This is a genomic window from Pantoea sp. MT58, from assembly GCF_014495885.1.
Classification (GTDB): Bacteria; Pseudomonadota; Gammaproteobacteria; order Enterobacterales; family Enterobacteriaceae; genus Pantoea; species Pantoea eucalypti.
Map to the genome: position 1 here is coordinate 499,285 of NZ_CP061084.1, position 22,811 is coordinate 522,095.

23 protein-coding genes and 1 pseudogene are annotated in these 22,811 nt (G+C 52.6%); 9 read left to right on the forward strand and 15 right to left on the reverse strand.

Going from position 1 to position 22,811, the window contains the following annotated elements; genetic code table 11:
• The first annotated feature begins 191 nt into the window (after positions 1-191).
• The 3 genes and pseudogenes from IAI47_RS21215 to eptA all read left to right on the forward strand — a co-directional run bounded on the left by IAI47_RS21215 (position 192) and on the right by eptA (position 4,371).
• Positions 192-800, forward strand: coding sequence for a dTMP kinase (locus IAI47_RS21215; RefSeq protein ID WP_008924439.1), 609 nt, complete (start codon positions 192-194; stop codon positions 798-800).
• Positions 801-968: 168 nt separating this feature from the next.
• A pseudogene (locus IAI47_RS21220) lies at positions 969-2,211 on the forward strand (NAD(P)/FAD-dependent oxidoreductase).
• 510 nt (positions 2,212-2,721) lie between these two features.
• Positions 2,722-4,371 carry a phosphoethanolamine transferase EptA gene (gene eptA / locus IAI47_RS21225; RefSeq protein ID WP_008924442.1) on the forward strand — a complete coding sequence of 550 codons (1,650 nt, stop codon included), beginning with the start codon at positions 2,722-2,724 and terminating at the stop codon, positions 4,369-4,371.
• A gap of 565 nt (positions 4,372-4,936) precedes the next feature.
• Here eptA and IAI47_RS21230 read toward each other — a convergent pair.
• Together IAI47_RS21230 and IAI47_RS21235 are read right to left on the reverse strand one after the other, a co-directional pair.
• Positions 4,937-5,506 (reverse strand): DUF4142 domain-containing protein, encoded by a 570-nt coding sequence (locus IAI47_RS21230; RefSeq protein WP_008924444.1) that lies wholly within the window; start codon positions 5,504-5,506, stop codon positions 4,937-4,939.
• 112 nt (positions 5,507-5,618) lie between these two features.
• Positions 5,619-5,777, reverse strand: coding sequence for a general stress protein (locus tag IAI47_RS21235; RefSeq protein WP_167518484.1), 159 nt, complete (start codon positions 5,775-5,777; stop codon positions 5,619-5,621).
• 382 nt (positions 5,778-6,159) lie between these two features.
• Between IAI47_RS21235 and IAI47_RS21240 the strand changes: the two genes are divergently transcribed.
• Positions 6,160-6,669, forward strand: a complete 510-nt coding sequence (locus tag IAI47_RS21240; RefSeq protein WP_008924445.1) for an anti-virulence regulator CigR family protein — start codon at positions 6,160-6,162, stop codon at positions 6,667-6,669.
• A gap of 240 nt (positions 6,670-6,909) precedes the next feature.
• Here IAI47_RS21240 and IAI47_RS21245 read toward each other — a convergent pair whose 3' ends face one another.
• Positions 6,910-7,989 carry a zinc-binding dehydrogenase gene (locus IAI47_RS21245; RefSeq protein ID WP_008924446.1) on the reverse strand — a complete coding sequence of 360 codons (1,080 nt, stop codon included), beginning with the start codon at positions 7,987-7,989 and terminating at the stop codon, positions 6,910-6,912.
• Between the two features lie 104 nt (positions 7,990-8,093).
• Between IAI47_RS21245 and IAI47_RS21250 the strand changes: the two genes are divergently transcribed.
• Entirely contained in the window at positions 8,094-8,864 is a 771-nt protein-coding gene (locus IAI47_RS21250; RefSeq protein WP_008924447.1) for a helix-turn-helix transcriptional regulator, read from the forward strand.
• Between the two features lie 3 nt (positions 8,865-8,867).
• Here the strand turns inward: IAI47_RS21250 and IAI47_RS21255 are convergent, their stop codons facing one another.
• On the reverse strand, positions 8,868-9,437 hold the full coding sequence (locus IAI47_RS21255) for a TetR/AcrR family transcriptional regulator (RefSeq protein WP_008924448.1): 570 nt from the start codon (positions 9,435-9,437) through the stop codon (positions 8,868-8,870).
• 180 nt (positions 9,438-9,617) lie between these two features.
• Here IAI47_RS21255 and IAI47_RS21260 point away from each other — a divergent pair, with 180 nt between their 5' ends.
• Positions 9,618-10,280 (forward strand): glutathione S-transferase, encoded by a 663-nt coding sequence (locus tag IAI47_RS21260; protein WP_187513402.1) that lies wholly within the window; start codon positions 9,618-9,620, stop codon positions 10,278-10,280.
• Positions 10,281-10,392: 112 nt separating this feature from the next.
• Here the strand turns inward: IAI47_RS21260 and IAI47_RS21265 are convergent, their stop codons facing one another.
• The 9 genes from IAI47_RS21265 to IAI47_RS21305 all read right to left on the reverse strand — a co-directional run bounded on the left by IAI47_RS21265 (position 10,393) and on the right by IAI47_RS21305 (position 17,357).
• Complete coding sequence (locus tag IAI47_RS21265; protein WP_008924450.1) at positions 10,393-11,196, reverse strand: ABC transporter ATP-binding protein; 804 nt, start codon at positions 11,194-11,196, stop codon at positions 10,393-10,395.
• Positions 11,193-11,879 carry an ABC transporter permease gene (locus IAI47_RS21270; protein ID WP_008924451.1) on the reverse strand — a complete coding sequence of 229 codons (687 nt, stop codon included), beginning with the start codon at positions 11,877-11,879 and terminating at the stop codon, positions 11,193-11,195. Before IAI47_RS21270 ends, IAI47_RS21265 begins: the two co-directional genes overlap by 4 nt.
• A 9-nt stretch (positions 11,880-11,888) precedes the next feature.
• Positions 11,889-12,614 (reverse strand): ABC transporter permease, encoded by a 726-nt coding sequence (locus tag IAI47_RS21275; protein WP_187513384.1) that lies wholly within the window; start codon positions 12,612-12,614, stop codon positions 11,889-11,891.
• 6 nt (positions 12,615-12,620) lie between these two features.
• Positions 12,621-13,469: a transporter substrate-binding domain-containing protein gene (locus tag IAI47_RS21280; protein ID WP_008924453.1), complete on the reverse strand. Its 849-nt coding sequence runs from the start codon at positions 13,467-13,469 to the stop codon at positions 12,621-12,623.
• A 21-nt stretch (positions 13,470-13,490) separates the two neighbouring features.
• Positions 13,491-14,678 carry a M20 family metallopeptidase gene (locus IAI47_RS21285; protein WP_008924454.1) on the reverse strand — a complete coding sequence of 396 codons (1,188 nt, stop codon included), beginning with the start codon at positions 14,676-14,678 and terminating at the stop codon, positions 13,491-13,493.
• A gap of 361 nt (positions 14,679-15,039) precedes the next feature.
• A complete protein-coding gene (locus IAI47_RS21290; RefSeq protein ID WP_223296425.1) occupies positions 15,040-15,360 on the reverse strand; it encodes a hypothetical protein in 321 nt (106 codons plus the stop codon).
• A 185-nt stretch (positions 15,361-15,545) separates the two neighbouring features.
• Complete coding sequence (locus IAI47_RS21295) at positions 15,546-16,265, reverse strand: DJ-1/PfpI family protein (RefSeq protein WP_008924455.1); 720 nt, start codon at positions 16,263-16,265, stop codon at positions 15,546-15,548.
• Between the two features lie 103 nt (positions 16,266-16,368).
• The gene (locus IAI47_RS21300; protein ID WP_003855852.1) at positions 16,369-16,692 is read right to left on the reverse strand and encodes an AzlD domain-containing protein; all 324 of its coding nucleotides are present in this window, start codon (positions 16,690-16,692) and stop codon (positions 16,369-16,371) included.
• A complete protein-coding gene (locus IAI47_RS21305) occupies positions 16,689-17,357 on the reverse strand; it encodes an AzlC family ABC transporter permease (RefSeq protein ID WP_003855851.1) in 669 nt (222 codons plus the stop codon). The genes IAI47_RS21300 and IAI47_RS21305 overlap by 4 nt, the downstream gene beginning before the upstream one ends.
• A gap of 111 nt (positions 17,358-17,468) precedes the next feature.
• Between IAI47_RS21305 and IAI47_RS21310 the strand changes: the two genes are divergently transcribed.
• On the forward strand, positions 17,469-18,017 hold the full coding sequence (locus IAI47_RS21310; RefSeq protein WP_003855850.1) for a helix-turn-helix domain-containing protein: 549 nt from the start codon (positions 17,469-17,471) through the stop codon (positions 18,015-18,017).
• On the opposite strand, the gene IAI47_RS21315 is transcribed toward IAI47_RS21310, so the two are convergent.
• Positions 18,018-18,356, reverse strand: a complete 339-nt coding sequence (locus tag IAI47_RS21315; RefSeq protein ID WP_008924456.1) for an ASCH domain-containing protein — start codon at positions 18,354-18,356, stop codon at positions 18,018-18,020.
• Positions 18,357-18,477: 121 nt separating this feature from the next.
• On the opposite strand from IAI47_RS21315, the gene zigA reads away from it, so the two are divergent.
• Both zigA and IAI47_RS21325 read left to right on the forward strand, forming a co-directional pair.
• Positions 18,478-19,707 carry a zinc metallochaperone GTPase ZigA gene (zigA, locus tag IAI47_RS21320; protein WP_187961294.1) on the forward strand — a complete coding sequence of 410 codons (1,230 nt, stop codon included), beginning with the start codon at positions 18,478-18,480 and terminating at the stop codon, positions 19,705-19,707.
• Positions 19,708-19,800: 93 nt separating this feature from the next.
• A complete protein-coding gene (locus tag IAI47_RS21325; protein ID WP_008924458.1) occupies positions 19,801-20,979 on the forward strand; it encodes an FAD-binding oxidoreductase in 1,179 nt (392 codons plus the stop codon).
• A gap of 3 nt (positions 20,980-20,982) precedes the next feature.
• Here IAI47_RS21325 and IAI47_RS21330 read toward each other — a convergent pair whose 3' ends face one another.
• Positions 20,983-22,353 (reverse strand): aldehyde dehydrogenase family protein, encoded by a 1,371-nt coding sequence (locus tag IAI47_RS21330; RefSeq protein WP_008924459.1) that lies wholly within the window; start codon positions 22,351-22,353, stop codon positions 20,983-20,985.
• Positions 22,354-22,811 lie beyond the last annotated feature (458 nt).

Here is a 22,811-nt window from a genome sequence, read left to right on the forward strand (position 1 = left end):
AACCAGAGACAGGCACTCGCGGGATTTTTTCCGTTTCATTGACGCTTCCCTTAAACTACACCGTACTGATCTCAACCCATGCGCTTATACGGCCCCCAGCGAACGACGTAAGCTCAGCTTTATCAGGTAAAAAACATGCTTTTGGCAAGTACCCGCTATATAAACTCCCCGACTCCCATGTCATTGGGATCATGAATCGTCAGCTGTTTGTGACTCTGGATGGGCCCAAGGGAACCGGTAAAACCACCCTGCTGGAGTCCATTACGCAAGTGCTAAGAGCAGATAACAGGAAGGTGATCCGGCTTAGCGAGCAAAAAAGCGATCCCTTCAGGGCGGAATCCATGGCGCTGGTTAACCGGCTAGCCAGAGATCCCTCCGTCGATCTGGAACGGGAGATCTGTGAACGCTTTGCTTTAAGCCGTGCCTGGATTTCACAGAACGTACTCACTAAGCAGCCTGAGAACTGCATTATTCTGATGGATCGCTGGTATCCGTCGGATGCCGCATTTCGACGAATGGTGCCTTTCGCGGAGATAGTGCAGCTAAATATAGAGCACAACGTGCGAGCACCAGACCTGCATGTCGGGGTGGTCACGGCACCAGAGGTATCATGGGAAAGAGCCGCAGCGCGTTCGCGGGGTCTGGGAAGTACGGTGATTCACCGCCTGGAAGAACATGTCGCCTGTACCCGTGCTTTTGAGCTTGAGGTTGCCAGGCACGGCTGGTTTTTATGCCGCAATGAAGGAAGCATTGAAGAGGCCACAATGCAGGTAGTCGCTGAAATTAACAGAGTGCTTTGACGCCCTACAGGCATCTTTGCGATGCTCTCCCCCTCTTTACCTGTTGAGTAATAATCATCCACCGGAATTTTACTTGTCTGAAATCAACAATAGTCAGATTACCGCTGGCACAGTTATCCCACTTTCCCTTATAAAAATTGCTTTATTTTTCAAATAAGGCACAGGGAATTGCGCTATTCATCAATACCGTTCAATCATAATCATTCAGGCTGACCTGCGGGTGAGTCATGTTTCCCCTCGCAACCTATGCTGCGAGGGGATATCACCGCCGACTGGGTCATTGTCGGCGCGGGATTTGCCGGTGTCGCCTTTGCGCGCCGCCTGGCTGAAATTAATCCCACCCTGAAAATCATCATCGTCGACGCGTACACCACACGGGAAAGCGCATCCGCACGCAACTCCGGGTTTGTTATCGGGCTGCCTCATAATATTGGCAGCTCAACGGCCGAATTAAAAAAGGCCAACGCTTACCGTAACCTGCTTCAGGAAGGCATTCGTCAGCTGGAGCAGGTCATTTCAGAGCATGATCTTCAGTGCGACTGGGAACAGGTCGGTAAATATCACTGCCAGGCGGAGCGTGGCAATGATCGTATATTGAAGGAGTACGCCAGCCATCTCGATTTAATGGATGAGCCGTGGCAGATGTTAAGCAGTGAAGAGCTGTACCCTAAACTCGGCACGCGCTTTTACAGCAAAGGAATATTCACGCCAGTTTGCGTGTTGGTTAATCCGGCGCAGCTGATTGCTGGCCTGAACCATTATTTACCTGAAAATGTTCAACGTTACGATAATACACCAGTACTGGATATTCGTTATGGCAGCGTGGCTGAAGTGCTGACGCCATTTGGCGTGATCAAAACACCAAAAGTGATGCTGGCTACCAATGCACTCTCGCCAGAGCTGCGTCCGGGACTCTCGCGTCAGGCCGCTATGGCCACGTTTGCCAGCATTACCGATCCACTGAAAGATGAACAACTCGCGACCCTTCCTCCTATGCAGAGTTGGGGGCTGACGCCCGTCAATGCCATTGCCGGAGCAACCTTCCGTTTCACAACAGATCGCCGCTTCCTGATTCGCCAGCATGTAATACCCGCGCTTAAAGGTCAGGTGAGTACCGCCAGGACTTACCTGGCAACTCAACTGCATCAGCGTTACGCGGAACGGGGCGCCTGAATGGGGCATGCTGAACAAATTTGTTTGCACAGCGGGTGGCTGTAACGGTGCTGGCGTTTCTAAACAGACCGTAGCGGGCAGTCTGCTGGCAGATTTCATTATGAAGCAGGATAACCCGCATATTGCGGATATGCTGTCGCTGGGAAAAGCCAGTTTTATGCCACCCTCACCGGCGCTGGATATCGGCATTGCGTTTTCTCTGATGAAAGAGCGTTTTTCTGGACGAAAAGATGTGTAACTGTTCCTGGTAAAAACGGACGGGGAAACCCGTTCGCTTTCTATCCGGATTGAGCCTTTTCTGATGAAGCCGATTGCGTATGACGCAGGGCTAATATTACAGAGGATAGACTGAACGGGCGCTGACTCTTTTTATTTTATAGATTCCTGTCAGATACCAGACGTTCAGCGTCTCTCAAATTGTTATGTAATCCCCCAGCCACACTAATCAATTTCAGGACCTCAGTTTAATTAATGAGATACAGATCACAAAAACCCAAGATATACCGCACAAACTGTAGCAATAAGTTCATTTTAGCTTCACATTAGCTAATGTGAATACGCAAACTTTCAGGCACCCGCCATGCTCAAATTTTCATTAAGCGAATGTTTTTCTTTGGTTATTTCAGTATTTACTGTGCTGAGCTTCATCTATCTGTGGTATACAGCACATAGTTTTTATTAATTTTTATTAATCAATTTTAAAAACAATCTTTTTGGATCCACTTATTCAAGGTTACGGAATACCTTTATGGCACGCTTCAGAATGAGTCAGCCTGTATTGCCCCGCATTACATTCATCCTGTTATTCTCACTCTATATTTCTGTTTTTCTCAATTTCGCCTTTTACCGCCAGGCTTACTCGCTTATAGAGATGAACGGGTTTAGCAAATATCTTTTTTTCCTCTCCATGCCAATCGTCGCTTTCTGCGTCATTAATATTGTGCTGACGCTTGCCTCATTTTTGTGGCTGGACAGGATAACCATTGCACTGTTTGTCATTGTCTCCGCTGCGGCTCAGTACTTTATTCAGCACTATGGCATCGTCCTTGATCGCTCGATGATCACCAATATGGTGGATACCACGCCAGCAGAAAGTATGGCGCTCCTGACACCAAAGATGATTGCGGTGATATTTTTTACCGGTATTTTTATGGCTGCTCTGGCCTTCTGGCCTGCGTTTAAAAAGTCGGTTCCGGTATGGAAAGGCGTGATTCAGCGCGCGGTGAGTCTGGTGATTTCTGTTGCACTGATAGCCATCATAGCCATGTTGTTTTATAAGGATTACGCCTCACTGTTTCGTAACAATCATGAGCTGGTGAAATCCCTGAGTCCATCGAATTTCATTGCCGCCTCGCTCTCTTACTACAATCACCGCGAGCGGGCCAATCTTCCGCTGGTGAAAATAGGCGAAGATGCCCGTCAACTTCCGATCATGCTTAATGGCCCCAAAAAGAATCTGACCATTCTGGTGGTGGGTGAAACATCTCGTGCCGCCAATTTTTCCCTGGGCGGTTATCCACGACCGACCAACCCCTTACTGGCAGAAGAAGACGTTGTCTATTTTCATGACGTCTCCTCCTGTGGCACCTCCACGGCGGTCTCCGTTCCCTGCATGTTCTCGAACATGCCACGCAGGCATTACGATGATGCCCTGGCCAGTCATCAGGAAGGATTGCTGGATGTGATTCAGCGTGCAGGTCTGAGTGTTCTATGGCATGAGAACGATGCGGGATGCAAAGGGGCGTGCGATCGCGTGCCTAATCAGGATATGACCGCGCTGAATCTTCCGGGAATGTGCATCAAAGGCGAGTGCTATGATGAGATTCTTTTCCATGGCCTGGAGGAGTATATCAACCAGCTTCAGGGCAGTAGCGTGATCGTGCTGCACACTATCGGCAGTCATGGCCCGACCTACAATCACCGTTATCCTCCGGAATTCGGCAAATTTAAACCCACCTGTGAAACTAATCAGATTCAGGAGTGTTCGCAGGAACAGTTGGTTAATACCTATGACAACACCATCCTGTATGCGGACTATATCGTCGATAAAGCGATTGAATTACTGAAAGCCCATCAGGAGAAGTTTACGACCAGTCTGGTTTACCTGTCTGATCACGGTGAGTCACTGGGTGAAAAAGGTGTTTATCTGCATGGCCTGCCCTATGCTATCGCGCCTGAAGTCCAGACCCGCGTGCCGCTGCTTATCTGGCTGTCGCCCGATTACCAGCAGCGTTATGCCGTGGACTACACATGTTTGAGCCATCAGGGTTCGACGCAAAAATACTCTCAGGACAATCTGTTTTCTACCATGCTGGGTATTACCGGCGTTCAGACTCGGGAGTATGTTGCGACGGACGATATACTGGCGACATGCAGGAATAAGCCTGGTGGAAAATAAAAATCATTAAGCCTCGTTTCGGGGCTTTATTCAGGCTGGATGTTAGCAGCGGAACCGGGCTAACCGGCCAGTTTATGGCGCGGTTGTTTTCGATAATATCCTGAGGAGAAGGTGCACTACCCAGCTTTGCGAAGCTGGCGTAAAGCAGTGGCAACCGGGCCTGACCTTCTCCCTCGTTGGTTACCACCTGAGTACGCAGCATAACGGATGCTTTCCCGGTCACAGCAGTAACAAGGCTGCTGACGCCATGATTCCGCGATCGGCACTGAGTACACGGGTTCAAAGCCGGTATCGTTGACCAGAGACATAGCAGTTTGCACCGCGTCATAATGATCTCCGGCTACTGAGTGCTGGCAGCGGAATGGCGTGAATGACGGCTTCCACGTCAGTGTCTGAGCGCATGCCACTTCATCATCCAGAGGTCACCTGAACGAGTCATATCCACTGCACGCCACAAAAATCGCTCTTCATGCGTGCTGTCGAAATCGGGATCCACGTAGATGTGAATCCGCTTAATTGATCCCGTAACAGCGCTGGCGGATAATTCGGAAACCGGGCAGCCCCGTTACATCGACATGTGCTGGGCGGACGTCAGATGCTGTTCTACAACAGGGGTGTGTGCATCGGCCAGCGCCTTCACATCGGGATCCTTTATCTTCGTCGCGTCACTTTTCAACGTCGCCAGCACCTTCTTATGGTCCATTACACCGGCATTTTCCATATACATTTTGTCAAAATTACCACCGCTCTGCTTTTCCAGTTTGTCGGCCATGGCCTTATGTTTAGCATCTGGTGCAGTAGGTAATGCCACCTCTTTTTGCTTAGCAACCGCCTGAACTTTTTTCAAGGCACTGCCATGATCTTCAACCATCTTCTGCGCAAAGGTTTTAACTTCTGCGCTTTGTGTCGTGTTCAGCGCAATTTTGGCGGCGGCAATTTCATTGATATTGGCCTGAGCCATATCCTTCAGTGCTTTTTCGTCACCAGGACTGAGCTTGTCATTCTTAATGGTCTGCGGTGTATTCCCACCCTGCGGGGCGCTTGTCTGCGTCTCAGCCTGCACGCTGGCAGTGCTGAAGAGAGCGACAACGGCTGATACAGCCAGCCATCCTTTATAGCTTTTATTAATTTTCATTTTGAACTCCTGAATATTATGGGGAGACCGGTATCAGAAAACTCAGCTCAGCCTGATAGTGAAATAAGTCAGGTATCAGTTCGCGCGTGAACTCGCGTATTGCTAAAGCCGTTCAGATTTTTAATACAGGAAATGGTAGCTGGCAATCACGGTAGAAAGAGATGAAACTTGCAGGTGCGAAGTGTCGGCCAGAGCCGCCTTTGCTTTCCGCTTCTTCAGTCCGCTGCGGGTTTTCCAGGAAATTACCTGATCCGCCTCGATGAATCGTCATCTTTTCTACCTCGCTTAAGGTGCCATATATTGCAGAGTTATTAAGCGTCGTAGTAATTTCAGGTAATCGCAAATATATACAATGAATTGCAGCATTATAAAAATAATGAAAAGGCATTCCGCCTCGCTTAAAGCCGGATTTTTATCTATTACAAGCAAAGGCTTCAGCATGAAATTCATACAAAATATCAAAACACGGTACAGCTTTTTAGGATTTTTTTTGAGATAATTCTTAAGATTGCTATGCGCTTGTCGACCGTTTAATGCTGGGTAATAATGAACAGGTGGAATAATAATGTGATGAGGTTGAACTCATTTCATCTCCTTACATCGCTTTTTAATGTCCTGGTTCAGAATATTGAATAATATTAAGGAAAGATAACATGATCAAATCTCGCGCTTTAAAAGCCGCATTTGCGGTGGTTATATCCTGTACCGTGCCTGCTGCACCAGTTTCTGCAAATCCGGGCAACGGCAACGGTGGTGGCGGTCAGGGTAATGGTAATAGCGGAACCCAGGGTAATAACGGCAAAAGCGGAGAGCACGGAAACAAGGGGCATGGGAATGCGGGTGCGAAAGACAAACATGGAAATCGTAAGAACCCTGGACGACCCGATCACGTCGGGTCAGATATCAACTACTCTCTTGCACGTAACCTTGCCGTCAATTATGGCCTTGTCGGCTATCAGTCTTTGCCGCCGGGAATAGCTAAAAAAGTTACGCGGGGTAAACCTTTGCCTCCGGGTATTGCCAAAAAAACGTTGCCTCCATCAATGATAAATGAACTGCCCTATTATCCTGGCTACGAGTGGCGAGCCGTAGGAGATGACCTGGTGCTTATTGCTCTAAGCACCGCTATCGTAACCGCCGTCATCAATGGTGTCTTCGACTAACCACATTTTAGTGATTCAGTGTAATTAAGCCTGAACCTGACTGAATGTCCTGTTACTGTTATTTAGCTGCCATGGGTAGTCACGATTATAACTCTGTTATTTACCGGGATTGCCTGTCGCATTCAGTTGCCCAGAAATTATAAATCACTCGACATTTAATGGGTTAGTCCATGAGGCGTCGTTATTGAGCGTAAATGAATAGCGCAGCTAAAAGTAAGCAACAGGCTTTCTCTGAAACCGTTACGGGCGAATCACCGTCAGCTTAAAGGGACCGCTATTTTCAGCGGCATGCGTGATGGCGCGATTAATATCACCCAGTGCAAATTCCGTAACCGCGTAATGGCTGAGATCCAGTAATCCTGCCCGGATCAGCCCCACGAGCGTGTACACAGCCTGAGGTTCATACATCCACTGTCCTTTAATGGTGATGAGATTGCGCATGATCCACGGATAAGGCAGCGCCAGATCATCCCCACCCAGCATGCCGACGCCCCCCATCAGCACCGCGCGACCATAGGGTCTCACCGACATAATGGCATTGCGCGCCGCGGATGCCGGAGCTGAAGGCGGGAGCAAGTCCAGCACCGCATCAATGGGACCCTCCGCAGCACTTTTCATTGCAGAAATATCTTCATCAGCGACACCGCTGAGCGTGACGGTTTCAATCCGCGAGCCAAACCGTTTCCTGAGCTCCTGCAAAACCCGCGGGTTGCGTCCGGGCGCGATGACTTTACTGACTCCAATGGCGAGGGCAGCCAGCACGGCTGAACTGCCAAAATTACCGGTGGCCCCACTAACCAGTAAGTTCTCACCGGCTTTAAGTTCCATCGCCAGTAAACCACCATAGGCCACCAGTAACGTATTGATGGCGCACCATGCAGCGGCTTCAGCAGGATCGATATCACCCATTGCCACAGCATTTTCAGTGGGCACACGAATCTGTTCAGCGAAGCTGCCATTCAGATGGTATTGCTGGATTTTTTGTCCGCCTTCCCCCCGTGCACTCCAGCCCTGTAACACGATTTCAGGCGACTGCGCGTTATCTCTTGATCGGACGGTGGGATCGCAAAAAACCCAGTCACCCGGTTTAAGCCATGCAGCATCGGGCCCTGTTTCGCGCACCCGGCCAATGGCCCCACACCCAGGAATAACCGGTGGAGGTAAAAGATATCTTCTGGCGCCACTGAATACTTCGCTGGCGTAGGAAAGAACGGGAGCGGCTACAACATCCACGATCACCTCCCCTGTTCCGAGGATCGGCGGCGGGACATCCTGAATGCTGAGTGGATTACCGAATGATTCGAGTACAGCTGCTTTCATAGTGTTACCTCTCATCTGCTGTAGAGAACACGACTATAAAAGGGCTTAACGGTGGCGAAAATAGACTAGTTTTATAGGGGTATAAATCACGACCAGGTTAACTCATGCAGCCAAAAAGTGAATTAAGTCATTTCCTGCGTTCGCGCCGCGCCAGGACCAGGCCTGACAGCAGGGATTTAAGAACCCGTGAAAGGCGTCGCACGCCGGGATTACGGCGTGAAGAGGTCGCAGCAAGAATTGGCATCAGTACAGAATGGTATACAAAAATCGAACAGGGCCGGGTAGACACGCTCTCAGACCGGATCGTCAGCGCGCTGGGCCGGGCGCTGGAGCTTGATAAGGTCGAGGTGCTGCATCTGCAGTCGCTTACTCGCCGGAAAACAGAGACTGAGAACGACGGCGTTATTCCGGAGGGCGTAATCAAACTGATTCGGAGCTTAGCCGAGCCCGCCTACGTCACTAACGCACACTGGGATGTGCTGATATGGAACAGCGCTGCTGCAGAGCTGATCACCGACTTCGGCCAGTTATCGGTCAAAGACAGGAACATCCTGATTTTCATGCTGACCACAGCTGAGGCCCGTGCCCTGTTCGGAGACACCTGGCATAAAGAAGCCCAAAGAATGCTGGGCCTGTTTCATGCTGACTACGATCGAAATGCGCATAACCCCGCATTTCCATCACTCATTAGCCGGCTTGAGCGCGAGTGTCAGGAATTCAGCGAATGGTGGAACGAGCATGTGATAGCTGCTCCTGTCTCCGGGACAAAATGCCTGACAGGCAAGGATGGCGTGAAGCGAAATTTCAGTTATTCCAGCTTCATGTCGAATGATGCGCCCTCGCTGAAGATGTCGATTTATGTGCCTGAAGGATAATGTTCATCGCGACAGCGGAATCAGGCTGGTCTCCTGATAGGTCATAATCAGGCTATCGAAAAGGTTAATATCCTGACGCGTGCGGGCAATTAATTGCGCACCGGCCACTGCGGTGTAGATCGCCAGTCCGCGCTGAGCATTTTTCCCGGTATTATCAGGTTCCTTTTCATTAAGGACCTGCGTCAGCCACTCAACGTTCGCCTCAACGAAACACTGCACCTCGCGCTTCACTTCCTCCGGCAGATCGTCATATTCCGCTGCCATAAAGCTGGAGAGACAGAGCCGGTTGGCATCTTCCAGCGACATACGGAAAATCTGCGGATAACGCTGCAGCGCCTCATCCGGTGACGCACTTTGTTCGCGGATGGTTTTTAAATTCTGCGCCGTGTCCTGACAGTATCGGTTAGCGACGGCGGCCCCCAGGTTGGCTTTGCTGGCGAAATGATAATAGATACTGGCATTCTTAATCCCCACCTCATCAGCGATGCTGCGAAAGTTAATCCCGTTATACCCATGATTCTGAGCAGCACTCTTTGCGGCTGCCAGGATAGCTTCACGTGCGTTCAGGCTCATCAGTCGTTTTTCCTTATTGAAGTTTAAACCCATTATAAAGAAAAAATTTTACCTGCCAACTGATAGACAGGTCTTGACAGGATAAAAATCTGGCGCCACTATCTATCTACCAATTGACAGGTAGGTAGCTTAATCATGACTGATATCAACAATGCATCTGCAGCTTCTTCACTCCCCTCGATGAAAATCTATGACTGGTATGATGGCCCTTATCCTGCTCGGGTAAGAATTGCCCTGGCGGAAAAAGGATTACTTTCTCAGGTGAAATTTATTCCGATCAATCTGTGGAAAGGCGAGCACAAAAAGCCTGAATTTTTAGCGATCAATTACTCAGGAACCCTGCCAGTATTAGCGCTGAAAGATGGAACGCTGATCGCAGAGTGCACCGCGATTACGCAATATCTGGACGTGCTGGATGAAAACCCTGTTCTGACGGGCGTCACGCCGGTAGAAAAAGGCGTTATCCATATGATGACCAAACGGGCTGAAATCGAATTTCTTGATGCGGTCAGCGTCTATTTCCACCATGCCACCGCAGGATTAGGGCCAGAGGTTGAGCTCTATCAGAATGCGGAATGGGGTGAGAAGATGCGTGAAAAGGCCATCCGTGGCATGCACTATTTCGATGGCGTTTTACGCTCACAGCCTTATGTCGCGGGCAATACGTTTACGATGGCCGATATCGCCGTAACAGGCGGCATGATCTTCGCGGCTCTGGTGAACCTTGCTGTGCCTGACGAATGTACTGCTCTGAAAGCGTGGTATTCAAACATCCAGCGCCGTCCCAGCTATCAGCAGTGGCAGGCACTGGTTGAAGCGGGCCGCCCTGTTTTCAATCCTTAATTTCAGGATACTGCTTTACAGGCTCATCTGAATCACCCAGCCTGGCTGAAAAAAACCCCGGAAATGCTTCCGGGGTTTTCTGGTTTTAAGACGCGCAGTCTCAGGGCCGCCGTCAGATTTCGTTGCCCTTGTCACTCTGGCCTGCATTACGCTCAAAGTGGCTGTTCACGAAGGTTCGGCAGCGTGGCGAGATGGGGTCAAGGAACACCTGCTCCGGCGAACCGGACTCTTCAATCATGCCCTGATGCAGAAACACCGCTTTGTTCGACACGTCACGCGCAAAGCCCATTTCATGCGTCACGATAATCATGGTACGTCCCTCTTCTGCCAGGCTACGTATCACTCGTAATACTTCCCCCACCAGCTCCGGATCCAGCGCAGAGGTCGGCTCATCAAACAGGATCGCTTTCGGCTGCTGCGCCAGCGCCCGGGCAATTGCCACGCGCTGCTGCTGTCCGCCGGATAGTTGCGACGGCCAGGCGTCGCGTTTTGCATAGAGTCCCACTTTATGCAGCAGCGCTTCGGCCTCTTCAATCGCCTCTTTATGACTGCGCTTTTGCACATGAACCGGCGCTTCGATGATATTTTGCATCACGGTTTTATGCGGCCACAGGTTGAAGCTCTGAAACACAAAGCCGAGCTGCATTCGCATCAGCTTGATGCGACGTCGCTGCTCGCGGCTCAGTTTCTCATCGGTGTTATCCAGCGTGACGTTAATGTCGCCCACCGCAACTTCACCCGCCTGTGGCACTTCAAGAAACGGAATACAGCGCAACAGTGTACTTTTGCCCGACCCGCTCGCACCAATCAGCGAAATCACATCGCCATCCTGCGCGGTCAGGCTGATATCGTGCAGCACTTCGTGTCCCGCATAACTCTTTCTGAGATGACTCAGCATGATGGTAGGTGCGGTCATGATCGTGCTCCAAAATAGTAAGGTGATAAGCGTCGTTCCAGCATCGAGACGCCTTTACTCACCAGCATAGTGAGTATCAGGTAGATCACCGCTGCGCTCAGGAATACTTCGAGGGCCCGGAAAGTGGAAGAGACGATGGAGTCGGCAATGCCGGTCATCTCCATCAGGCTGATGGTGCTGACCAGTGACGTTGCTTTGATCATCGAGATGATTTCATTGCTGTAGGCAGGTAGCGCCTGACGAATCGCTATCGGCAGGGTGATGCGCGTAAAGATTTTGTACGACGACATGCCCGACACTTTAGCGGCCTCCAGCGACTGCTGGCTGACGGCACGCAAACCGCCGCGCAGGATTTCTGAGGTGTAAGCAGCATCGTTAAGAATCAGCGCCAGCAAACCACACCAGTACGGGTCACGTAGCAGTGGCCAGAACAGGCTATCACGCACCGCCGGTAAACTGCCGAGGCCGTAATAAACCATAAAAATCTGGATCAGCAACGGCGTACCACGAAACAGCCAGACGTAAAAACGACAGAAAAAGCTCCCTGTGCGCGTCATGCGCAGCAGATTAAGCAGCAGTGCCAGCACGCCGCCGCCCAGCAGCGAGAGCAATGCCAGATTAATCGTCAGTGGCAATCCTTTCAGCAGTGCCAGCAGCGTCTGATGTAAAAACATGATATCCACGTGGACTCCTTACCCCTTCACGCGCTGTTGACCGCGCATCGCAAACTTTTCCACGTAGCGGAAAACCATATCGGAACAGGTGGTGATAATCAGGTAGATCACCGCACCCACGCTGTAGAAGAAAAAGGACATTTGGGTGGAGTTGGCTGCCGTGGAAACCTGATTCATGGTTTCGACCAGCCCGGTGACAGAGACCAGCGCCGACTCTTTGATAACAGATTGCCACTGGTTGCCCATGCCCGGCAGCGCAGTGCGTAACGCCTGCGGCACGATAATGCGGCGAAACATCATCAGCCGCCCCATGCCGGTTACCGTCGCGGCTTCCAGCGTACCGCCCGGAATGGCGTAGAACGCGCCGCGAAACACACCACTTTGATAGGCGCCGGAGATCAGCCCGATAGCGATCGCACCCGCGACAAAACCGTTCACATCGAACGGTCCCTGGAATCCCAGCGCGGTGCCCACGGTGGAGACCACCTGGCGTCCACCAAAGTAGAACAGATAGATCACCAGCAGTTCCGGCACGCCGCGAAACAGTGTGATGTAGCCTGCCGCAAGCCGCTGCTGCCAGCGCGATCCAGCAATCTGCATCCAGCAAAGTACGCTGCCCAGCATCGCTCCCAGCAACCAGGCGCAGAGCGATACGCTGACAGTAACGGCGGCGGCGCTAAGCAGCACGCCACCCCAGCCCTCATCCCCGAAACCCAGTATCTGCCAGTCAATATTCATCAGCATCAGTGGTTACGCTTTTGGCGCGACATCTTCGCCAAACCATTTCATCGACAGTTTGCTCAGCGTTCCGTCTTTGATCATGGAATCCAGCGCCTGATTCAGCACCTGCTGCAGCTCGCTGTTGCCTTTACGCAGACCAATGGCCGATCCCGCACCCAGCACGCCACCGGAGAAGCCGTAGCCGCTGCTACTGATCGCATCGCTGTTTTTTTTCACAAAGGCGTTAAGGTTGGTGCGCGAAGCCATGACGGCATCGACGCGGCCATTCATCAGGTCGGCGAAGGTTTCAGGACCGGCCTGATACGTGCGAATGGTGGCGACATCGCCCAGATATTTTTGCAGGAAGTCCGCCTGAATGGTGGCAACCTGTACCGCGATCGTTTTTCCTTTAAAGGTGGTTTTCAGATCGTCGATCGCTTTTTTCATGCCAGCGGCATCATCCGCCGTCACAACCGTGCCACTGCCTGGCAGCGTGGCCAGTGGGCTTTTTTTGGCGGTCACAAAACTTGAGACGCTGACGGTGTACTGATGGGTGAAATCGATAGCTTCAGCACGCTTTGGCGTCACAGTCACGGCGTCGACCACTGCATCATATTTACCGTCGATCAGGCCAGGAATCATGCCCGACCATTTCTGCGCGATGATTTCATATTTAAAGCCTGCACGCTTTGCCAGTTCCGCCACCATATCCGGTTCATAGCCCACGATTTTACCGCTCGGCGTAGTCTGGTTAAACGGAGGATAGGCCGCTTCGGTAGCAAACTTCAGTGTGCCGAAATCTTTCGCCTGGCTGAATGCGGAAGTGGCGAGCAGTGTCACGGTCAGAGAAGCCGTGAACAGACGGTTGCGCATCATCATAGAAACCTCATTTATTTATTATTAAGAGAGCAAATCAATTGCAAGGCGGGTCAGCGCCTGCGTCCCGGCGGTAATGCTTCGTTCATCAGGCTGATAATCGGAATTATGCAGATGATCGTCCCGGCCTGGCGTGGCCGAACCAATATGGATCTGGCAACCCGGAACCCGTTCGGTGAACAGTGAAAAATCTTCGGCGCCAAAGCTGGCGCTGGGCTGCGCGATGATCGCTTTATCAAACTGATGCGACAGAATCTCTTCCAGTGAATCAATCAGGCGATCGTCATTCATTAATGGCGGCACACCACGCTGGAAGTTAACCTCCACGCGCACGTTCTGTGCCAGCGCCACCCCTTCGCACATCCGCTTAAATGAGGCTTCCATGGCAGCACGCACTTCTGGCGATTTGGTGCGGATGGTGCCCTGGAACAGACAGCTGTCAGGAATGATATTGTGGGTAGTCCCACCCTGAATGTGCCCGATAGTCAGGACGGCAGAGTGTGCAGGATCGCGTTCACGAGAAATGATGGTCTGCAACTGGCTGATAAGATGCACGGTGGCGAGTATTGGATCGGTGCCCATGTGCGGACGTGCCGCGTGTGTGGATACGCCGTGTACCGTGACATCGAATTCGTCGCTGGAGGCGGTGCTGGCACCGCGTGTCAGGGCAACTTCCCCCGCCGCCAGTTCAGGCTTGTTATGCAAAGTGACAGCCCAGTCGATGCCCTCCGCTACGCCGTCCGCGATCATCGCTTCAGCACCACTTTCGGGTGTCTCTTCTGCAGGCTGGAAAATCAGCCGGACGCGCCCTTTAAGCTGCTGACGATAGCGTGGTAATAACGTTGCCACACCCAGCATCGTCGCAGTGTGAATATCGTGACCGCAGGCGTGCATTTTACCAGGATAGCGGCTGGCAAAGGGCAAACCGGTTTGTTCCTGGATCGGCAGCGCGTCCATGTCGGCGCGCAACAGCAATGTTTTGCCCGGCTCTGCACCGTCGATATCCACCACCACACCGCTGCGACCTACACCGGTGCGGGGATGAAGTCCCAGCGCCTGCAGATAGTCGGTGACCAGACTGGCTGTGCGCAGCGTATCAAAGCCTAATTCCGGATGCGCATGGATATCACGTCGAATCGCCACTAATTGCGATTCCAGTTCATTAACTCCGGCTTTAATTTCTCCGGCCAGTCGTGCCTTTTCCTGATTCATCGCAGCCCCGGCAATATGCTATCGGCAGTCTGCTGCCGACGGTTTTATTTAACTCATCCTGAAGGTGGATGATAATGACGGTTTATTTATTCACAGCACGACTCAGAAAGCAACGCGGAATAACCCACAGTTAGTGATTTAAAATCAATAAGATAGACATATTTACTGGAAAGGCGTATGAGATAGCAGCGGATCAGCAAGAATATTAATAATCCGCTGCACACTATTACTTTCCCTTATTTACAGAGGCGTTAATTCGCTTTTATTCGTGGTGTGAGTAAAAAAGTTTGCCAGTATTTCCGCTAATTTCACCGGCTGTTCGTCAGGAATAAAATGACCACAGTTAAGGATAATTTGACTGCTAACCTGGTGCGCAACGGCGCGTAACGGCGCGTAACGGTGTAGCCATATCAGGAATCGATCCCTGATCGGCGGTAATTGCCAGCAGTGGCACAGCCAGTTTACCTTTTCGCGCACGCTGGCGATTCGGCTCTGCCGACTGCGCAAAGGCCCGGTAAAAAGCCAGCCCAGCCCGCAATGCGCCGGGTTGCTGAAAAACACGCAGATATTCATGACGGGCCGCCGCATCGATGCGATGTGGATTGGCTGACTTACGGTTAAAAAACCAGTCGGGATAGATCGCTTCTCTGCCGGTAATCAGTGCTTCCTGTAAATCATCCACGCAGTGAAAACCGAAATGCCAGGTTTTCCAGGCGCTTATGGTGCAGCTTATCTTTACTGAAGAAACCGGGTGATGGGACAGTGCTGATTAACTTGCAGACCGCCGCGATCCACATCCCGACGCCGGGCGATAAATTACGGGTTATCGCCCTGACATTGCTCCTTTCGATGTCACTCTTACTGCTGCTATTGCGTATTCCCGGCATCCGGAAGCTGTTCAGCCTGTAGTCGCTGTGCGGCACGCATGGTTGCGGCCCGGCGCGTAGCAATAAACGCCGCCATCTTCGCCTTTGCCTGCTCGACTTCCTGTGGCGGTGCGGTCTTAGGGGAACCGCTGGTGAATGGCGGTTGTGGATCATATTCCATCTGTAGCTGAACCGCTTTCGCCACTGCGTCACCTGCGATTTCTGCCACCAGCGTCAGGGCAAAATCGATGCCCGAGGTCACACCTGCCCCGCTGATGCGATTACGGTCACGCACCACCCGCTGACTGACCGGATCCGCACCCAGCAAGGCCAGCTGATCGATGGAACTCCAGTGCGAGGTCGCGCGATATCCTTTAAGCAATCCGGCAGCCCCCAGCACCAGCGACCCGGTACAGACCGATGTAATCCACTGTGCCTGAGTGGCCTGCTTTTGAAGGAAGTTCAGCGTAACGTTATCTGACATCAGGGCGATTTGACCCGGCCCGCCGGGCACACAGATCACATCCAGTTGCGGGCATGTATCAAACGTCATGGTGGGCAATATTGAAAGGCCTCGATCGGAGCGGACTGGCTGAAGATCTTTCCAGACCAGATGACATCTGGTGTCGGGCGTGCGCGCAAACACCTCCCAGGGACCGGTTAGATCGAGTTGTGTGACATCAGGAAAGAGTAAAAGGCCAATCTGTAACGGACGATTCATAGGTGAACTCCGATCAGGTGATAAACCCTCATCATGCCGTTATGCCCATGCAGATAGCAATCCTGGACGGGACGCAGTTAAGCAGCCACAGGACAAATCAGCATCAGGATACGCCAAGGAAACGTAACAGCGCCGTCATCACCGCCGCCCCCAGAATAATCACAATCAGCGGAGCCCGACGCCACGCCAGTAATAGCGCAAAGCCTACGCCAGCCACACGAGCCACACCGGCAAAATGGTGCCCCTCAAACAACGTGGTGGTCGCAGCTACCGCCAGCAGCAAGACAGTGGCAGCGTCAGAGAGTATCTGCTGGGTGCGCTCGCTGACAGGCAGACGGTTTCCCAGCCTGACGCCTGCGAAACGCATCAGATACGTCCCTGCGGCCAGCATAGCAATGCCGGCAATGATCATTCCCTGATGCGTCATTTGCGCGATCTCCATGTCAGCAGGCCCAGCAGTGAGAACAACACCGGCATGCCCGCCGGAACCAGTGGCGTCGCCAGCAGCGAGAGTAACGCCCCGACAGTGGCAGGGATCCGGGTTCGTCGCTGTCGCAGCGCGGGAAAAATGAGGGCAATCAGAATGGCCGGGAATACCGCATCCAGCCCAATCACCGAGACATCAGGAATAAACTGCCCTATCGCCGCGCCGGTCATCACGCTGACAGGCCAGATAAAGCCGATGCCGATGCCGCACAGCCAGTAAGCGCTACGACGCTGAGCCAGTTGAGGCTGAGAGATTCCGAATACCACGCTTTCATCGTTCATGATGTGACAGCCAAACCAACCCCGCGGGCCCGTTCCCACCAGATCTTTTACCGCAATACCAAACGGCAGATGACGCGCGTTCACCAGCAAGCCCGCAGCGGCGGCGGTAAAGGGGCTGCCGCCACCGGCCACAATGCCAATAAACAGAAACTCTGACGCCCCCGCCAGCACCAGCGTTGAGAGCGCCAGTGGCACCCAGAGCGGAAATCCGTCGGCGGAGGCCAGCGAGCCATAAGATAAACCGACGATCCCATCAGCCAGGCAGACCAGGAAAATCGCTTTAATTACCCCTTTGTCCAGCAACTGCATTTGCGGAAAACGCATCACTCTGTCTCATAATGAACGTATAATCCGATATAATGAACATCGCCACGGCGATTTACAAGATGAACGTTATGTTCGATATAAAAAACACTTTGAGTTTCGGGAGTGCATTTGAATACCCCTATCAGCATTATTGCTAACGCTTTAGTGCGTGAACGTCAGCGAGCAGGTCTGTCACTGGCTGAAGTAGCACGCCGCGCAGGGATCGCCAAATCTACGCTGTCACAACTGGAAGCGGGAAATGGTAATCCGGGCATTGAGACGCTGTGGTCGTTGTGCGTGACGCTGAATATTCCCTTTTCTCGTCTGCTGGAACCTGATGCACGTCGCCTGCAGGTGATACGACGTGGAGAAGGTCTGTCGGTTACCGCCGATCTGGCCGATTATCAGGCCGTTTTGCTGGCATCCTGCCCACCCGGCGTGCGGCGTGATATTTATCTGCTGGAGGTCCAGCCGGGGAGCGAACGCATTTCACAGCCTCACATCCCCAATACCATTGAGCATATTATTATTGCCAAAGGGCGTGCGCTGGTTGGTCCGGTAGAGAGTGCTGTGGAGCTGGATGTGGGTGATTACATTACCTATCCGGGCGATGAGCTCCATATCTTCCGGGCACTGGAAGCCGATACGCTGGCACTGCTGGTCATTGAGCACAGTTAATTAGCGTTCGGCGAGCTTTACCTGAGTTTCGGCGGGCGTGAGGTGTGTGATCAGCTGCACCTCACTGCTCAGACTGATCTCTGGATAGTGTTCGCGCATCCCCGCCAGCAGCACCGCATCCGGCCATTCAGCCTCCTTCCCCAGCCGTGCGGCGATGTGATTCAGGCGCATCGTTTCGATCCTCGTCACCCATACAATTACCGTGTCGGTTGCATCCTCCTGATTGACCAGTTTCAGTGGACCGGTGACGACATCACCTTCCTGCCAGCGTATCGTTGAGGTTTTCACGCCGCTTCTGACGTCCGGTACAAGACGCGGCACCAGAGTGAGTGTTTGCATCACTTCTCCTTCTTTTTAACTATTTTCATTATCAAACAGGGGAACAGAAATCGCGATTGAAAAGAGGCTGATTAATGTTATGTTATAACATATATATTAATCACTACTGACAGGTAACACTATGCCACTCTCCCTCCTGACATCCGAGGATCCCCGACTGCCGGTTACCGTTCTCTCTGGCTTTCTCGGTGCCGGTAAAACCACCCTGCTCAACCATATTCTTAATAACCGCGAAGGACGGCGGATTGCGGTCATCGTCAATGATATGTCTGAAATTAATATCGACGCTGCGCTGGTGCGCGACGGCGGCGCACAGCTGTCACGTACCGATGAAAAGCTGGTTGAAATGAGTAACGGCTGCATCTGCTGCACGCTGCGAGAAGACCTGCTGCTGGAGGTGAAACGTCTGGCGCAGGCCGGTCGCTTCGATCATCTGGTAATTGAGTCTACCGGGATCTCTGAACCGCTGCCGGTTGCTGAAACCTTTACGTTTGAAGATGAAGAAGGTGAAAGTCTGTCGGCTTATGTGCGTCTGGATAGCATGGTTACCGTGGTAGATGGCTTCAATTTTCTGCGAGATTATCGTTCAGTCGATGATCTTCAGTCCCGCGGCGAGTCACTGGGCGAGGAGGATACGCGTTCTGTGGTTGATTTACTGGTAGATCAGATTGAGTTCTGTGATTTGCTGGTACTGAACAAAACGGATCTGCTCAGCCAGACGCAATTGCATGAACTGCAGGGCATGCTGCGTGCGCTCAATCCAGATGCCCTTATTGTGAACAGTGAGTTTGGCCAGGTTCCGCTCGATTGCCTGCTCAATACCCGTCGCTTTAATTTTGATCGTGCAGCACAGGCACCAGGCTGGTTGCAGACCCTGCGCGGTGAGCATCAACCGGAATCGGAGGAGTATGGCATTCGCAGTTTTGTCTATCGCGCCCGCCGTCCGTTCCATCCGCTGCGTTTCTGGGAAGTTGTTAATCACCAGCTTGACGGTGTTATCCGTTCTAAGGGCTACTTCTGGCTCGCCAGCCGGCCTGACTATGCTGCGATGTGGTCGCAGGCGGGCGCTGTGGCTCGTCAGGGTTATGCCGGGCGCTGGTGGGTAAGTGTGCCGCGGATGGACTGGCCACAGGATGCGGATAATCTCAATTTCATCGCTGAACACTGGCAGGAAGGTACTGGCGATGCGCGCCAGGAGCTGGTTTTTATCGGCATTGAAATGGATGAAAAGCGCATTCTTTCCGCGCTCGACCACGCACTGCTGACACCCTATGAGATGGCTGCGGGCCCTGAGCAGTGGATCAATCTGCCCGATCCTGTGCCTGACTGGTTTGATGAAGCCACTATCTGAAGCTGCGGTTGACGTCCTTTGTCGACTTCGCAATAGTGAAAAGACCCGGCGGGAAGCAGTTTTCCACTCATCCCTGTTCAGGAGAGACCAGATATGCCACAACGTATTGCCGTAATCGGTGCAGGCGTGCTGGGTTTAGCCGTCGCGCAATCATTGTCGCGACGGGGCGCGCAGGTCACCGTCTTCGATAAAAACTATCCTGGCAGCGGAACCAGTCAAATCAGCTATGCCTGGGTTAATGCCAACGGCAAGGAACCCACCAGCTACCATGATCTGAATGCCCATGCGATAGAAGAGCACAAGCGCTGGCAGGCCAGTCATCCTGCATCACCCCAATGGCTGCTGGAAACCGGCACGCTGGAGTGGGCAGCCGATCAATCGTCCCTGTGCCAGCTGGCGCGACGCGCAGCAAAGCTCACAACGCTTGATTATCCCGTTGAAAAACGTAGCCGCGCCGCACTTCTGGATGCTCTGCCCGCGTTGCGGCTCGATCCCCGCATTCAGCACGCATGGTTTTTCCCGTCGGAGTGCCTGCTCTATCCGAGCTTGTTTATCGCCTCTCTGCTGGCGGACCTGCGCGCCAGTGGCGGACAGCTGGTCTGCAACAATGAAGTGACAACGCTGACTGAAACAAATCGGGATGTGCATCTGACACTGGCCAGTGGTGATGAATGGCGTGGCGATCAGCTGGTACTGGCGACTGGCCGCTGGGCACCGGAACTCATGAGTCAATGTGGGCTTGAACTGGCGATGACCGATGCAAATCGCGCCGATCCTGTTGCCTGTAGTTTTCTGGCGCAGACGCAGCCTCTGCCGATCCCACTTAAATGCAATTTGATAACCCCGGAACTGAATGTACGGCCGGATGGCGGCGGCCGCCTGATGCTGCAGGCGCTGGATCTGGATCAGCATGCCGATCCGGCACGACCGGTCTCGCCGGATGGACTGATCGGTAAAGAGATGCTGCGCCGATTACGTCGGCTGTTTAGAAACGCGGAAGGTGCGAGAATTGAGCGGATTGAAACAGGACAGCGGTCGCGTCCGGCTGATGGCTTACCGGCAACAGGCTACATCAGCGCGTCAGCACGCGTTTATCTGATGGTCAGCCATAGCGGAATGACCCTTGCCCCGTTGCTGGGCAGGCTGGTGGCTGAGGAGATGCTGAGCGGCACAGCGTCACCGATGCTGAGTGCGTTTGCACCGGATCGGTTGCTGCGTCCGCTCAGTGCGGTCGCTAAAGCAGCGCCCGCTTATCTTCCATCGGCGCAGTAAGAACTAGCGGCGGTCTTTCCACACGGTCTGCACGTTACAGAATTCGTGCACACCAAAGTGCGACAGCTCACGGCCGTAGCCGCTTTTCTTCACGCCACCGATGGTAACGCGCGGATCGGACGCGCCGTTGCCATTGATAAACACCGCACCAACCTCCAGCTGCAGCGCCAGTTGATCGGCAATCTCTTCGTTACCGCTCCAGACGGTAGCACTGAGGCCAAACTCACTGTCATTGGCGATCTCCAGTGCATGTTGAGGATCCCGTGCCACAGCAATAGCGGCGACCGGGCCAAACAGCTCCTGTCTGAATGCGGTCATGTTACTGGTGACATCTGCGAGAATGGTCGGCGCATAGTAGTTACCCTGCCCTGCTACTTTTTCACCACCCAGCACCAGACGTGCGCCTTCGCTCAGTGTCGCTTTAACCTGTCCATCCAGTTCGTCACGCAGATCGGCGCGAGCCATTGGGCCCAGGAAGGTGTTTTCATCCAGAGGATCGCCCATGGTGAGCGCCTGAACCGCGGCCGTGAAACGCTTTTCAAACTCTTCTGCAATTGGCGCTTCAATAATAAAGCGTTTAGCGGCCATGCAGACCTGCCCGGTATTCTGGAAACGCCCAATGACAGCAGATTTAACCGCTTCATCAAGATCGGCATCTGCCAGCACGATAAAGGGATCGGATCCGCCCAATTCCAGCACGGTTTTCTTCAATGCTGCACCTGCCTGTGCGGCGATGGCTGCGCCAGCCCGTACGCTGCCGGTTACGGCGACGGCAGCAATACGATCATCTTTGATGGCGACTGAGACACCGTCGTTGTCGACGTTGACCAGGTTGAAGCCACCCGCTGGCAGATCGGTTGCGCTGAACAGCTCAGCCATCAGTGTGGCGCTGCCCATGACGTTAGGCGCGTGTTTCAGCAGATAGGTGTTACCTGCCAGCAACATGCTCACTGCGCCTCGCAGAACCTGCCACAGTGGGAAATTCCATGGCATCACTGCCAGGATCACACCGATGGGACGGAATCGTTGCCATGCATCAGCAATCTGGGTGGGCTGGTCGGCCAGCATTGCAGGGCCATGCTCAGCATACCAGTCGCATAAGTTGGCGCATTTAAGGACTTCAGCGCGTGCCTGCGAAATGGGTTTTCCCATCTCCGTTGTGATCATACGGGAAAGATCAGGCTCTCGCAGACGCAGTTGCTCACCAAGCTGGCGTAATACGCGAACCCGATCGGTCATGCTGCTGTGTTTCCATGTGGCAAAAGCTGATGCGCTGGTTTCAAGCGTCTGCTCCAGCTCTGCCGGGTTCTGCAGTGGATAGCGTGCCAGAATTTCACCAGTTGCGGGGTTACGTGATAGGGCATGTTCAGTCATGGTGCCGTTTTCCTCATTCTGTCAGTGATGGAGAGACGATACGCGCTGTAGTTGATGATGAAAAATGAATAATAGTGAGGAAGTTGTTTATTATATGAGAATCTGGAATTTGTGGTGCGAAGATTCAGTCAAGTAATCTGCTAATTGCTAACAATCATTTGCTGATAAATAACATGTACGAAGATTACGTTTTGAAGCAGTTTTCCACTTATACAGTGACCAGATCCTAAAAGACGATCCTTAATAGATCATAGAGAGATCCTAAGAGATCCCCGATCGTCGCAGGCCGCGCCCACCAAGGGCTAAAAGGGTGATCGTGTTCACTATAATCAGTAAAGTGTTCACTGTAATCAGTACTTTATTCACTGTACCAGGTAGAATGTTCACTGTAAACAGTGCTAATGTTCACTGTAGTCAGAAAACGATCCCTTTCATCCACAGAATGAAGATCTTACGCC